Source organism: Mycobacterium simiae (assembly GCF_008370645.1).
Classification (GTDB): Bacteria; Actinomycetota; Actinomycetes; order Mycobacteriales; family Mycobacteriaceae; genus Mycobacterium; species Mycobacterium simiae_A.
In genome coordinates, this window is record NZ_VTZN01000039.1 from 1 (window position 1) to 13,464 (window position 13,464).

Consider the following 13,464-nt stretch of genomic DNA (forward strand, 5'->3'; position numbering starts at 1 on the left):
GCCGCCGAGCCGCGGCCGGGGCCAACGCGAATACCCACCGACTTCGCGTAGCTGATCAAGTCGGCGACGATCAAGAAGTACGACGGGAAGCCTTTGGCGCAGACGACATCGATCTCGTAGGCCGCTCGCGTCACGTAGGTATCGGGCGGTCCGTTGGAGAACCGTCGCCGCAGCCCTGCGTCCACCTCGTGGCGCAACCACGACGCCTGATCATGCCCCTCGGGCACCGGGAAGATCGGCATCCGGTCGCGCGGTGTCCACACGTCGGCGTAGGACTGCACTCGCTCGGCGATCAGCAGGGTGGAGTCGCACGCGCCGGGGACCTCGTCGTCCCAAATTTGGCGCATCTCAGCGGACGACTTGAGGTAGTAGCCGTCGCCGTCGAACTTGAAGCGATTCGGATCCGACAGTGTCTTGCCGGTTTGGACACACAACAACGCTTCGTGGTTGTGGGCGGCGTCGCGAGTGACGTAGTGGCAGTCGTTGGTGGCCAGCGGCGGGATGTTGAGGGTGCGACCGATGTGAAGTAGTCCCTCGCGGACGCGCCGTTCGATGGTCAGCCCATGGTCCATCAGCTCGAGGAAGTAGTTGTCCGGGCCCACGATCTCCCGCCAGGTCGCCGCGGCTTCCAACGCCTCACGTTCCTGGCCAAGACGCAGGCGAGTCTGCACCTCACCCGAGGGACAGCCGGTGGTGATGATGATGCCTGCGGCGTGTGCTGCGATGAGTTCGGCATCCATCCGCGACCACTTGCTCAGCTGGCCCTCAAAAGAGGCCAGCGATGACAGCTTGAACAGGTTACGTAGGCCGGTCGCGTTTTCGGCCATCATCGTCAGGTGGGTGTAGGAGCCACTGCCGGAGATGTCGTCGGACTTCTGGCTCGGATCGCCCCAAAAGACACGCCGGGTATCAAAACGAGAAGCGGGCGCTATGTACGCCTCGACCCCAATGATCGGTTTGATCCCAGCCTTGGTCGCCGAGTTGTAAAACTCGCTTGCGCCGAACATGTTTCCGTGATCGGTCATTCCGATCGCGGCCATCTGCAGCCGCTCGGCCTCGGCCAGCATGGGGGTGATCTTCGCGGCACCATCCAGCATCGAGTACTCGCTGTGGTTATGCAGGTGCACGAAGGACCGCGAAGAAGAACCGCTCATAGGGACGCCAGTCTATGACCGAGCCCTGACGGGTTTCGGGCGTGTCGCCAAGTGTGTCGTGTGGTCGTTATCCGTAGAGCTCGACGAACTGCTGCAGCGACTTCTCGACGTCGCCCTTGACGGCGCGAGCCGCTGCCGAACCTACCGGGCCGAACAACGCACGGCCGCCCAGCTCTAGGCGCAAACCAAGGGTTGACCCGGCTGTGGTAGGCGTGACCGTGAGCGTAACGCCGTACTTTGCTCCGCCCTTGCCGGATCCAGACATCGCGACCTCATGGGGTGGATCCCACTTCGTTACCGTCCATGTCACCCGGTTACGCAGGCCTTTGGCACGTGCGACTCCTACGATCTCGACTCCTTCGCTGAGCTCGTCAGGCAGCGCGCTGCGCCATCCCTCGTGGATCACCAGCCACTCGCCCAATTCCGACAGATCCGAGACGCGGTTCCAGGTGTCGCGCGGGCTCATGGGGACATCGGCGTTCATCTCAACTGAGGCCATGGCACGAGCGTAGCCGTGTGACGATGCGCGGCGTGCAACGCCGCGAGGAGAAACGCGGCAATCCAACCCAGCCGTGTGACGATGCGCGGCGTGCAACGCCGCGAGGAGAAACGCGGCAATCCAACCCAGCCGTGTGACGATGCGCGGCGTGCAACGCCGCGAGGAGAAACGCGGCAATCCAATCCAGCCGTGTGACGATGCGCGGCGTGCAACGCCACGAGGAGAAACGCTCCGGGAGGATGCCCTTTGCGCCCACCTCGCTCGGAAATTCATGGTAACCGCGAAGCTGCTGGTCAACGATGTCCTCGCTACGCGGCCTTGGATGCCCACGGCCACCGTGGGCTCTGTTTTCGGTACGCCGGTACCGCGCCTTCGCTCAAACCGCTTGTGATGGCAGGCGTTCGGGGGCTGTCTCAGGTGCTCGCCAAGTCGGCTGCCATACCGCCGCATCGAGAGTGCGGTGACGGCTTTGAGAGGGTATCTAGGGCGGGGACAAGCGCGATCGGCCCGCCCTGACGGCACACTCGACGCCGCCAGCGCACACTCGACGCCGCCAGCCGCCGACTCAACCGCACCAGCGCGCGTTTTCCAATCTCCCCACACCGGAGCGTGGCCAGACGACCGCTAGTGGCGACAGCCGCGGGCGCTCACGATAACGCCATTAAGACTGCTGAGACACAGCGACGCCGGCCTAGTGGCCCGGGCCGCCGCGCAACCGATTGCCGATCCGAATCGCGGGCAGCAGCAGGCTGCGCGGTGCGAATCTGCCTCCGGTACTGACCAGCTTGGGCACCGCGCCAGGCACCACGCTGCGCTTGCCGGCCAACATCCCCGCGATCGCCGCCTCGGCTACGTCGTGCGGCGACACCTGCGCGAAGGGAACGCTGAACCGCTCAGCACTGGCGATCTCGGCCCACTCGGTAGGCACCGGACCCGGACACAGCGCGGTAACCGACACGCCAGTGCCGTGCAGCTCCTCTTGGACGGCTTCAGAGAACGTCAACACAAATGCCTTGGTAGCCGAGTACACCGCCATGAAAGGAATGGGCTGGAATCCGGCGATCGAGGCGATGTTTAGCACCGCCCCCGCTCGGCGCTCCACCATGCCGGGCAGCACCGCACGAGTGAGTTCCATGAGCGCCAGCGCATTGAGAGTGACCTCTTCACTCTCGCGTTCGGGCGGCAGCTCGTAGAAACGGCCGCTGGTGCCGAAGCCCGCGCTATTGCACAGGCCCGCGATGTCATCGGTACGCAAGCGATCAGCCAGCTGTTCCCGGGCTTGTGTGTCAGCAAGATCGAGCGCCAGCACGTCGACGCGGACGGAAAACTCCTTGCCAAGTTGATCGGCAAGCTCCTCGAGCCGCTCGCGGCGTCGCGCGACCAACATCAGTGGAAAGCCGCGGCGGGCTATGCCGCGAGCCAGTTCCACACCGATGCCGGACGAGGCGCCGGTAATGACGACGGTGGTCTGCTTGTTCGGTTTGGGAAGACTCATGATGTCACCAATGAATCCCTCTGGTCGCCTGCACGAACGTTTCGCTCCTCTTGTCGAATTCTGATGTGTCGGTTGGACGTTCGCTCCCTTTGGCCGCGGCGGAGTCCTTGAACATGCTGAACGCGCGATTGCGTACCCGGTCCATTACGGCCGGATTGACCGCATCGGCCACCGCCGCGAACTGCCCGAACGGCGAGCTGGCCCGTCGCGGCCGGTGCACGATCGCGTCGGTGATCACGCCGGCTGCCTGCTCCGGCGTCAAGGTAGGGAATTTGTCGTACATCGTGGTGGGGCTGATCATCGGCGTCCGGACCAACGCCATGTGCACAGTGGTGAATCGGACGTTGTCATTCACCGTTTCGGCCTGCAACGCGTCACACAGGCTGTCCAGCGCGGCCTTGCTGGCGATGTAGGCGCCAAAGCGCGGAGCGCGGGTCTGCACGCCGACCGAGGAGACGTTGACAATCTGCCCGAATTTTCGTTCCCGCATGCCGGGAATGAACTTGAGGATGAGCTGCACCGCGCCGAGATAATTCAGCTGCATGGTCCGCTGATAATCGTGAATCCGGTCATAGGACAGCTCCAGCGAGCGGCGAATCGACCTGCCCGCGTTGTTGATCAGAATGTCGACGCGACCCAAATCGGCCAGTACCTTATCGGCCATCGCCGCGATGGCGTCCATGTCGGACAAATCGCACGGGTATACGTGGGCAGTACCGCCATCGTCGCGTATGTCGTCGGCAACCTTCTCCAAGTTCTCCAGGGTGCGGGCGACAAGTACCACTGTGCCGCCGGCTTCCGCGATCTTCTTCGCGGCTGCCTCGCCGATGCCCGACGAACCGCCCGTGATGAGCACGACCTTGCCCTCTACCGCGTCGCGCAGTGTGCGACCCTGCACCGCGTCGAGCAAGTTCCTCAGGTAGAACGGCCGGTAGCGCCCGGCCGAGTTCGGTGTGTTGACGATGTTGGACACCGTCGCGAGCGGCTTCTCGACGAGGTTCGCTAAGTCACCAAGATTCATCGGCTGTCGCTCCTGATGGCGGTGTGGTGGATGTGACATTGGTCATGATGCCAACCTAGGACATCAGTCAATGCGCGAGTGTCGATTGTCGTGATGTGAGCGCGCCGCCCCGCCCGCCAGGCCCCACGGCGATCTACCCGATTGCTGCTGCGAATGAACCGCTGCGACGGGCAGCGCACCCGAAAGTTGCGCCCACTTTGTGGGCGTGTCGTTGTAGCAAATCCACCCACCCAGGCGGTAGTCAGCTCGTATGAGACTGATCGCCATCATCGGCACAGCGCTGATCCTGAGCGCCTGTGCCTCGACCAGAACACCCGCGGCCTCTAGCCCTGCTGCCAACCCGATGCCGGGCAGTACGGCATCGTCATCGGCGGCGATCGACTGTGCCAAGCCTGCAACGACAGTCCAGCAGCTGGTGTGCAGTGACCGGCAGTTGACTGACCTCGACCACCGGCTGCAAGTTGCCTACCAGCAGGCGCTGGGCCGTCCAGACGCGGACAAGGCGACGCTGTCCGCGGCGCAAGACAGCTGGGCCGCAACCCGCGATGACTGCGCACACAACGCCGACGTGCGCACCTGCGTACAGGAGGCCTACCAAACGCGGCTAGTCCAGCTGGCCCTCGCCGACCCAGCCACCGTGGCGCCACCCGTCGTTACCTACCGGTGCCCTTCGGGCTTTGACCCGCTGACCGCGCAGTTCTACAACCAATTCGACCCCAAAACGGCGGTACTGAATTGGAAAGGCGATCAGTACATCCTATTCATTCAACTGTCCGGCAGCGGCGCCCGCTACGGCCGCCAGGGCGTCGAGTACTGGGAACACCAAGGTGAGGTACGACTCGATATCACCGGAACCACGTTCTTGTGCAACACCGCGTGACGGCACTACCCGAGGCGACGGCACTCGCGGGCATCACGGCAGCTGGTGGCAGCGGCTACCGCGGCACCTGGGGGAACGCGCAACGCCGAGTTCTCTTCGAGGCAAGCTGGACGAATCACCTGCTGCGTCACCCCTCGCCTCGTAACACGTCCAGGGCGTGCTGTAGATCCGGCGGATATGGGCTGACGATCTCGAGCCGCCGGCCATCGGCGGGGTGCGCGAACGCCAGCGACCGGGCATGCAGCCATTGCCGTTCCAGACCAAGCCTTTTCGCCAGCTTGGGGTCAGCCCCATAAACTAAGTCGCCGCAGCAGGGATGGCGCAGCGCGGCGAAATGCACCCGGATCTGGTGAGTGCGTCCCGTCTCGAGATGCACGTCGAGCAGGCTGGCTGCGACGAAAGCTTCGATGGTGTCGTAGTGGGTCAGGCTATGCCGGCCGTTCTTGGTGACCGCGAATTTCCATTCCGGGCCCGGGTGCCGACCGATCGGCGCGTCGATCGTCCCACTGGACGGATCCGGATGTCCTTGCACCAGGGTGTGATAACGCTTCTCGACGGTGCGCTGCTTGAACGCCCGCTTGAGCGCGGTGTACGCACGTTCGGATAGCGCCACCACCATCACCCCGGAGGTCCCGACGTCAAGGCGATGCACTATGCCTTGCCGCTCATGCACACCGGATGTGCTGATGCGGTAACCCGCCGCGGCCAGCCCACCAAGCACCGTGGGGCCGGTCCAGCCCACCGACGCGTGCGCCGCGACCGCGGCCGGCTTGTCGACGGCGACGATGTCGCCATCGGCATACAGAAGCGTCATGCCCTCGATCTCGACGGGTGTGTTCTCCGGCGGCGGCGGCGCCTCGGGCAGCCGAACCTGCAGCCAAGCCCCCGATGCCAGCCGGTCGGATTTGCCCGCCGGCACGCCGTCCAGCTCCACTCCGCCGTCCTCGGCGATGGCCGCCACTGCGCTGCGGGACAGGCCGAGCAACCGGGCCAGGCCGGCATCAACACGCATGCCCGCCAATCCTTCCGGGACGGGCATCGAACGATTCGTCATCAGCCGCTGATGTCCCCATCGGCTTTGCGCCGACCTACCGTGTCGAAATCGAAACCGAAGACCGAGAGGACCACAAGCAGGATTGCGCCGCCGACCACCGACGGATCGGCGACGTTGAACACCGGCCACCAGCCGACCGACAAGAAGTCGACAACATGTCCACGAAGCGGTCCGGGCGCCCTGAAGAAGCGATCAACCAGATTGCCCGTGGCGCCGCCCAGAATCATCCCAAGCCCCACGGCCCACCAGGGCGACACCAGCCGTCGTCCCATCCAGAAGATACCCACCACCACACCCGTGGCAATGAGGGTCAACACCCAGGTGTAGCCGGTTGCCATCGAGAATGCAGCGCCGGAATTGCGCACCAAAGTCCAGGTCACCGTGTCGCCGACGATGGACACCGGCTGGCCGGGCGGCAGCAGTTTGACGGCCAGCACCTTGGTCACGATGTCCAGCGCCAGTACCACCGCCGCGACCGACAACAACAGCCGCAGCCGCCTCGGCGGCGGCTGCGGCGCGGAAGGGACAGGCTCCCCGGCCACCGCACCATCCCCTGCTGTAGTCAGTGGATCGGCTGATCCTGTTGGTTCGTCGGGCACTCCACCATCATCCCTTAATCGAACGGCATCCCCCACATGCGGATAGCGGTGACCGGCATGCGAGATGATCCCAGCATGGGCCGGCTCACTGTCATCGCCACCGGAGGGACGATCGCGACCAAAGCAGGCGCCGATGGGGTGCGCCGGCCGTCGCGCAGCGGAGCAGAGCTGACGGCGGCGGTAAGCGAGGGCCGCAACGTCGATGTGGTCGACCTCATGGCGCTCGACAGTTCGCAGCTGACCCCCGCTGATTGGGATCGCATCCGCGCGGCGCTGCAAGCGGCAATTAACCGGGGAGACGACGGTGCCGACGGTGCCGACGGTGTGGTTGTCACACATGGCACCGACACCCTCGAAGAGACCGCGCTGTGGCTGGACCTCACCTACGCCGGCCGTGCCCCAGTGATCATCACCGGAGCCATGCGCAGCGCCGATGCGCCCGACGCTGACGGTCCGCGCAATCTGCGCGACGCGTTGACGCTCGCGGCCGCTCCGGCAACCCGTGACCAGGGCGTGCTGGTGTGTTTTGCCGGCCAGGTATGGCAACCGTTGGGCTTGCGCAAGGTCGCCACCGACGATCTGAGCGGATTCGCCGGCGAGTTGCTGGGGACCGTCACTGAAACCGTGATGATGGCACGCCCGAAAGCACGTCCCTACCTGGGTGATCTGCGCGCCGCTCAGGCACCGCGGGTCGATATCGTCGCGGTCTATCCCGGCAGTGATGCCGTAGCGCTCGAAGCGTACGCGACCGCCGGCGCGCGGGCGATCGTGTTGGAAGCTCTGGGTTCGGGAAATGCCGGATCTGCGGTGATCGACGGGGTGCGGCGCCTGTGTGGAAACAACGTGGTGGTGGCGGTCTCATCGCGAGTCGCCGGCGCGCGAGTGGGCGCCAGCTATGGTCCTGGACATGATCTGGTAGACGCCGGGGCGGTGGTGGTACCCCGACTGCCGCCCTCCCAGGCCCGGGTGCTCCTGATGGCCGCTTTGGCGGCCGGGTTACCGGTCGCCGAGGTCATCAACCGTTGGGGCTGACACACCGGTCGATTCCCCATCCCGCAGCTGACCGACATAATCCGGCCAGTCCAGGCTGTCGACTGGGTTGGCAACTGCGATCTCTTCGGTGTCAACCGGGAACGTACGGGCCGGGCCTGGTCCTGTACCCCGAGTCTCGAACCGGACGGTGACCACGCCATGGCCCGCGCCCTGCACCCAGCCGTGCCCAAGATCCGGGTGTGCGACGTCGTCGCCGATGCTCCAAACAGCGCTGTCGTGTCCGGCAAATTGCGCGGCCCGCAGCGTTGGCAAATCGTGATGGGCTTCCTCTGCCATCTCTGGTGACAAGTCCAGATCCGGAAACAACGACTCCTGGCGTACCTCGCTGAGTCCCGAAAAGCCAACGCCTAGAAGGCGAATGGGCCCTATCTCGAGCGGGTCCAGCAGTAGTCGCCGGGCCACCGCGATCAGCGCCCCCGCCTCCGTCGTCGCGTAGGGCATCGTCGCTGAGCGGGTCAGCGTGCTCATATCGGCCTTCTTCAGCTTCACCGTAACGGTGCGCGCACCCCGGCCGTCGCGCAGCAAGCGTTGATAGGCGTGCTCGGCGATGGGCTCAATCACCTCACGCAACTGCTCGAGAGTGGTCAGGTCGACAGCGAAGGTGGATTCGGCGCTGATCTGCTTGGCCTCGGCACGTTCGGCGACGGGTCGATCGTCGATACCGCGGGCCAGCCGGTGCAGTGCCGGCCCGATCGTCGAACCCAAGATATTGGCCACCTCGACATCGGTCAACGCGGCCAGCTGCCCTACCGTCTCAATGCCGAGTCGATGCAACTTCTCCTCGGCAACCGGGCCGATGCCCCACAAGCGACGCACCGGCAACCCGTTGAGCAGCAACTGTTCTTCGTCGCGGCGGATTACCCGAATACCGTCGGGTTTGGCCAGACCGGAGGCGATCTTGGCAATCTGCTTGCCTGAGCCCGCACCGACGGAAGCGATCAGTCCGGTTTCGTCGCGCACCCGCCTCCGCAAGATTTCGCAAAACATCTCGACGTCGTCGGCCGGGACGCCGCTGAGTTGGGGCGGTTCCCCGAACGCCTCGTCGAAGGAAAGCTGCTCGACGACGGGAACCAGGCTGCGCACGGTGTCGAAGACCCGTCGGCTGGCCACCCCGTATACCGCGCCGCGCGGCGGCAACACCACTGCCGTCACACCGATCAGCCGGCGGGCCTGGTGCATCGGCATGGCCGAGCGGGCACCGAAGATCCGCGCCTCGTAGCTGGCGCCGGCGACCACGCCGCGCCCACCCAGGCCCCCCACCAGCACCGGCCGCCCCTTCAGCGTCGGTCGGGTAAGTTGCTCGACCGATGCGAAGAACGCGTCCATGTCTAGGTGCAGCACCCAACGGGACTCCACAACGCGCCATGCTATTCGGGCAACATGGGCTCGCCTGAGGTTAGCTGGACTACCGTCGTTCAGTATGGCGATGAATCTCGTTCACAGGTTGTGCTGTAAGTCCGATCGCTGGGCGAGGGAAGTCGAGGCCCAGCTGTTGCCGTGGGTGCTCGCCGATGTGGACCTGGGCGATAACACCCTCGAGATCGGGCCCGGATACGGCGCGTTCCTTCGGGTACTCATAGACAAGACGCCCCAGCTGACCGCGGTCGAGATCGATGGCCCGATGGCGAGGCGGCTGCAGGAACTCTACGGAGATCGCGCCCGCATTATCAACGGCGACGGCACCGCCACCGGACTGCCGGCTGACGCGTTCAGCTCGGTGTTGTCTTTCACTATGCTGCACCACGTACCGACCGCGGAGTTGCAGGATCGGCTGTTTGCCGAGGCCTTCCGAATCCTGCGCCCCGGCGGGGTCTTTGCCGGCAGCGACGGCGTTCCGTCAGTGTTGTTCAGCCTCTTGCATTTCCGGGACACCTGTAACCCAATACCACCGGGGACCTTGCCGGATCGTTTGCTTCGCATAGGTTTTCACGATGTTGACGTTGAAGTCCGTGACAGCAGGCAACGCTGGCGAGCGGTCAAACCCGCGGCGTAGCGACCCGGCATGTGTCCGCCACCCGGTGACGACTTCTCGGCAGAAATACGTCGACAGGTCCAGGCGTGGTGTACGCATCCCGCACTGACCGAGCTGGTTGAGATGTTCGGTGGCTCGCTGCCGCGGGAGTTCGACCTGGTGGATCGGCTGGCGGTGCTCGACGATTTCAGCACCGCTTGGGACTACCGGGGCCAGGCACGGGACCGGGGGGCGGGCCGGGTGCACAGCCAGGATGCAGCCGGCGCGGTCAGGTGGCTTATCCCCCGTCTGAGCATGCCTGCCCCGCAACTGGAACGGATCACGGTGCTAGCGGGTGAGCTCGGGCTCACCGGAGAATCCGCGCCTCGCGGAAAGGATTTCGACCACATCCTGGTGATCGGCGGTGGGCGCTACACCAACCTGCTACGGGTCAGCTATGCGCGCGAGATGGCGGCCGGTCGACGTATCGGCCACGTGGTGCTCGCAGCGGCGTCCCGACAGCTGCTCGAATCGGAACAGGACGCGGTCAAGGCATGCGCCCCCAGGGCCCGCACCGAATTCGAGCTATTGCTAGCGGCAGCGGCCCAAGCATTAGGGCTGGACACCGGGGAAGTGGCGGACCAGGTACGTGACCGGGTAGACCAGCCCCAGCGAGACCGGGCGGTGTGGAGTTTCCCGCCCGCCAGCAATGAGCTCGGCGTGCCGGTCACCCTGCTTGAAACTGCGTCGCCCGATCCCGACAACCGTCGAGCCAATTCCGCCGACACCTACACCTTCGCTGCGCGGACGGCGGGAATGCAGCATTCGACGTGCTTGTTGGTGACCGGCCAACCGGTGGTGCCCTACCTGCACTTTGAAGCGCTGCGGACGCTCGCACTGCCGTTCCACATTCGGGTGGAGTCAGCGGGCTTCGGTGTCGACCGATACAACCGGCTGAGCGAGATCGACCAGCAACATCCGGCCAAGCTCCTGCAGGAGGTCCGCTCGACGATCCGGTCGGCGCGGGCCCTGATTGAGCAGATCGCCCGCTCGGGCAGCCGCTAGGACGTCGTTTCCCGGAGCATGGGAAATCAACCAGTGCAGGAATGCCATTCTCCTGATCTTCGAGCAATTCCAGCGCGATGGTCGCCGTCCACGCGAGAATCGATCGGCGGCCGTGGTTATCAGGTCCGCCTAGGAGCAGTTCAGCCCGACCAAGTGGAGACAACGGTGGCGCAGGACACGACCGGAACCTTCGATCGAACCAGGCTGCCGTTGCCTGACACACCGGCCGGCGGAAGCGCCGGCAGAACCATTTCCGAGTCGACGATGCCGAGCATTGCTCCCATCCGCCCACCGCGGGATGCGCCGAATGTGGTCATCGTTCTTCTCGACGATGTTGGGTTCGGCGCCACCGCCACATTTGGCGGTCCGGTGCCATCGCCAACCGGCGATGTATTGGCGCAAGAAGGCCTGCGATACAACCGGTTTCACACCACGGCCCTGTGCTCCCCGACTCGGGCCGCACTGTTGACGGGTAGGAACCACCACGCGGTCAATACCGGTAACATCACCGAGTGGGCTACCGGGTACGACGGCTACAACAGCATCATCCCAAAGTCTGCCGCCACCATTGCCGAGACGCTACGCCAGAACGGCTACAGCACAGCGGCTTTCGGCAAGTGGCACAACACCCCGGTATGGGAAGTGAGTCCAGCGGGACCGTTCGACCGGTGGCCAACCGGAATGGGTTTCGAAGAGTTCTACGGTTTCATGGGTGGTGAAGCACACCAATACCACCCCGGCCTCTACCACGGCACGACGCCGATCGAACGGCCGGAAAGCGATGAGCGCTACCACCTCACGACAGATCTCGCGGATCGAATGATCGAGTGGGTACATCTGCAACAGGCCATCTCACCCGACCGACCATTTTTCGTCTACTGGGCGCCCGGCGCGACCCACTCGCCGCACCACGTGGCCGCCGAGTGGAGCGAGCCCTTTCGCGGCCGCTTTGACCAGGGCTGGGACAGGTTGCGTGAGGAAATCTATTCGCGGCAGAAACTGCTGGGAGTCATCCCGGCCGAAGCCGCGTTGACTGCGCGCCACGAATCGATCCCCGCGTGGGACACCCTCTCAGGCGAGCAGCAGCGCATCGCGTCGCGCCTCATGGAGGTCTACGCCGGATTCCTCGCCCACACCGATCACGAAATCGGCCGGATAGTCACCGCGCTCAAGGATATGAGTGTCTGGGACAACACGCTGTTCGTCTACATCATCGGCGACAACGGCGCAGCGGCCGCGGGCGGGATCCATGGCGTCTTCAACGAGATGGTGGCATTGAACGGCCTCCAAGAAGACCCCGAAATCGTGCTGTCCAAGATCGACGAGTTCGGCGGACCACGGGCCAGCAACGAGTATCCGGTCGGCTTCGCCTGGGCGATGTGCACGCCGTTCCAGTTCACCAAGCAGTTCGCCAGTCATTTCGGCGGCACCCGCAATCCGATGATCGTGACCTGGCCGCAACGCATCAACCACGGCGGCGGGCTGCGCTCGCAGTTTCACCACGTCATCGATATCGCCCCAACCATCTTGGAAGCTGCCGGAATCCCCGCGCCAGCTGTTGTCAACGGCGTGCCGCAGCAGCCCTATGACGGCATCAGCCTGGCTTATACCTTCGGCGACGCGGAGGCGCAGGGGCGTCGTCGCACCCAATATTTCGAAATAAAGGGCATCCGCGGGATCTACCACGACGACTGGATGGCCTGCACCTACCACGGAAAGATCCAGTGGCGGCCCAGTTCATTACCGGCCTTCTCCGATGACCGCTGGGAACTCTATGACCTGTCACGCGACTACAGTCAAGCCGTCGATCTTTCCCACCAGCACCCTGACCGCCTTGCCGAGTTGAAGGAGCTGTTTGACGCTGAAGCTGAGAAAAACAATGTCTTTCCGCTCGACGACCGCGGCCCCGCACGCGCCATCGGCGCGCGGCCCTCGATTCTCGGAGAGCGAACCTCGATTTCGTTTGGGCAGGGCTGTATCCGCATGCCCGAAGACATCATTCGGAGCACATTCAATCGGTCCTACTCGATTACCGCGGTCATCGAAACCCCCGGCGGCGACACGGTCGACGGTGTTTTGCTAGCCGCCGGCGGCTATTTTGCTGGTCTGTCGCTCTACGTGCAGCACGGGTTGGTCACGTTCACCTACAACTATTTCGGGTCGGCATACACGACCGTCGCAGCCGCAACGCAACTGCCCGCGGGTGAAGCGACCGTGGCGATCGAATTCGACTATGATGGTGGAGGTTTGGGAAAAGGCGGGCTGGCTCAGCTGCTTGTTAACGGGCGCAAGGTCGGCGAAGCGCGCCTGGAACGGACCGTCCCGCTGGGATTCAGCGCCGACGAGGGGCTGGACATCGGCCTTGACGGTGGGACCCCGGCCGCGAACACCTACGAGGGGACCTTCCCGTTCAATGGCACCATCACGGAAGTGACGATCCGGCTTCGTTGAGCCGGCAAATCAGTGCGTGGCCTGACTCTATCGTTTGAGAGGCATTCGCCGCTGGGGCCACCCGACGCCGCCCAACCCCGCACGGTTAACCGGCGGTCTGGTCGCACGGTTATCAGGTATACCCACACCGACGAGTGGAGCGGCTTGGCCGTCCATATCGGCGCACGCATCGGCGCGCTGGCCAACGCGACCTGGCGGCCGGCTCCGGCCTAGCCTTCGAACACCTTGGACCACAACAACTT

The 13,464-nt window shown here is 64.5% G+C and carries 13 protein-coding genes; 5 read left to right on the plus strand and 8 right to left on the minus strand.

Annotated features, from left to right (window positions below; translation table 11 throughout):
• The 5 genes from dnaE to F0Q45_RS29160 form a co-directional block, all read right to left on the minus strand.
• Positions 1-1,154: DNA polymerase III subunit alpha (gene dnaE, locus F0Q45_RS08880; RefSeq protein WP_149653592.1), on the minus strand; the 1,154-nt coding region annotated here is incomplete at its 3' end.
• A gap of 67 nt (positions 1,155-1,221) precedes the next feature.
• Positions 1,222-1,653 carry a type II toxin-antitoxin system Rv0910 family toxin gene (locus F0Q45_RS08885; protein WP_149653593.1) on the minus strand — a complete coding sequence of 144 codons (432 nt, stop codon included), beginning with the start codon at positions 1,651-1,653 and terminating at the stop codon, positions 1,222-1,224.
• A gap of 691 nt (positions 1,654-2,344) precedes the next feature.
• Complete coding sequence (locus tag F0Q45_RS08890) at positions 2,345-3,148, minus strand: SDR family NAD(P)-dependent oxidoreductase (protein WP_149653594.1); 804 nt, start codon at positions 3,146-3,148, stop codon at positions 2,345-2,347.
• Positions 3,149-3,152: 4 nt separating this feature from the next.
• Positions 3,153-4,169, minus strand: coding sequence for an SDR family NAD(P)-dependent oxidoreductase (locus F0Q45_RS08895; RefSeq protein ID WP_149653595.1), 1,017 nt, complete (start codon positions 4,167-4,169; stop codon positions 3,153-3,155).
• A gap of 63 nt (positions 4,170-4,232) precedes the next feature.
• Complete coding sequence (locus tag F0Q45_RS29160) at positions 4,233-4,559, minus strand: hypothetical protein (RefSeq protein ID WP_262490927.1); 327 nt, start codon at positions 4,557-4,559, stop codon at positions 4,233-4,235.
• Here F0Q45_RS29160 and F0Q45_RS08900 point away from each other — a divergent pair.
• The gene (locus tag F0Q45_RS08900) at positions 4,456-5,049 is read left to right on the plus strand and encodes a lysozyme inhibitor LprI family protein (RefSeq protein WP_262490926.1); all 594 of its coding nucleotides are present in this window, start codon (positions 4,456-4,458) and stop codon (positions 5,047-5,049) included. The genes F0Q45_RS29160 and F0Q45_RS08900 overlap by 104 nt on opposite strands.
• 127 nt (positions 5,050-5,176) lie before the next feature.
• Here the strand turns inward: F0Q45_RS08900 and F0Q45_RS08905 are convergent, their stop codons facing one another.
• Positions 5,177-6,103 (minus strand): RluA family pseudouridine synthase, encoded by a 927-nt coding sequence (locus tag F0Q45_RS08905; RefSeq protein WP_149653597.1) that lies wholly within the window; start codon positions 6,101-6,103, stop codon positions 5,177-5,179.
• Positions 6,103-6,702 carry a signal peptidase II gene (lspA, locus tag F0Q45_RS08910; RefSeq protein WP_149653598.1) on the minus strand — a complete coding sequence of 200 codons (600 nt, stop codon included), beginning with the start codon at positions 6,700-6,702 and terminating at the stop codon, positions 6,103-6,105. Before lspA ends, F0Q45_RS08905 begins: the two co-directional genes overlap by 1 nt.
• A gap of 57 nt (positions 6,703-6,759) precedes the next feature.
• Between lspA and F0Q45_RS08915 the strand changes: the two genes are divergently transcribed.
• Positions 6,760-7,734 (plus strand): asparaginase, encoded by a 975-nt coding sequence (locus F0Q45_RS08915; RefSeq protein ID WP_262490923.1) that lies wholly within the window; start codon positions 6,760-6,762, stop codon positions 7,732-7,734.
• On the opposite strand, the gene F0Q45_RS08920 is transcribed toward F0Q45_RS08915, so the two are convergent.
• Complete coding sequence (locus tag F0Q45_RS08920) at positions 7,699-9,111, minus strand: DNA polymerase IV (protein WP_444875255.1); 1,413 nt, start codon at positions 9,109-9,111, stop codon at positions 7,699-7,701. The two genes, F0Q45_RS08915 and F0Q45_RS08920, sit on opposite strands and share 36 nt — an antisense overlap.
• A 64-nt stretch (positions 9,112-9,175) precedes the next feature.
• On the opposite strand from F0Q45_RS08920, the gene F0Q45_RS08925 reads away from it, so the two are divergent.
• The 3 genes from F0Q45_RS08925 to F0Q45_RS08935 all read left to right on the plus strand — a co-directional run bounded on the left by F0Q45_RS08925 (position 9,176) and on the right by F0Q45_RS08935 (position 13,222).
• Positions 9,176-9,748: a class I SAM-dependent methyltransferase gene (locus tag F0Q45_RS08925; protein WP_149653600.1), complete on the plus strand. Its 573-nt coding sequence runs from the start codon at positions 9,176-9,178 to the stop codon at positions 9,746-9,748.
• Positions 9,749-9,757: 9 nt separating this feature from the next.
• On the plus strand, positions 9,758-10,771 hold the full coding sequence (locus tag F0Q45_RS08930) for a hypothetical protein (protein ID WP_149653601.1): 1,014 nt from the start codon (positions 9,758-9,760) through the stop codon (positions 10,769-10,771).
• Positions 10,772-10,936: 165 nt separating this feature from the next.
• Positions 10,937-13,222: an arylsulfatase gene (locus F0Q45_RS08935; protein ID WP_262490924.1), complete on the plus strand. Its 2,286-nt coding sequence runs from the start codon at positions 10,937-10,939 to the stop codon at positions 13,220-13,222.
• The last annotated feature ends 242 nt before the right edge of the window (positions 13,223-13,464 follow it).

Excerpts from the sequence above, each read along its gene's own strand:
- F0Q45_RS08895 (WP_149653595.1), bottom strand. The coding sequence starts at position 4,169 with ATGAATCTTGGTGACTTAGCGAACCTCGTCGAGAAGCCGCTCGCGACG.
- F0Q45_RS08915 (WP_262490923.1), top strand. The coding sequence starts at position 6,760 with ATGCGAGATGATCCCAGCATGGGCCGGCTCACTGTCATCGCCACCGGA.
- F0Q45_RS08930 (WP_149653601.1), top strand. The coding sequence starts at position 9,758 with ATGTGTCCGCCACCCGGTGACGACTTCTCGGCAGAAATACGTCGACAG.
- F0Q45_RS08885 (WP_149653593.1), bottom strand. The coding sequence starts at position 1,653 with ATGGCCTCAGTTGAGATGAACGCCGATGTCCCCATGAGCCCGCGCGAC.
- F0Q45_RS08890 (WP_149653594.1), bottom strand. The coding sequence starts at position 3,148 with ATGAGTCTTCCCAAACCGAACAAGCAGACCACCGTCGTCATTACCGGC.
- F0Q45_RS08925 (WP_149653600.1), top strand. The coding sequence starts at position 9,176 with ATGGCGATGAATCTCGTTCACAGGTTGTGCTGTAAGTCCGATCGCTGG.
- F0Q45_RS08905 (WP_149653597.1), bottom strand. The coding sequence starts at position 6,103 with ATGACGAATCGTTCGATGCCCGTCCCGGAAGGATTGGCGGGCATGCGT.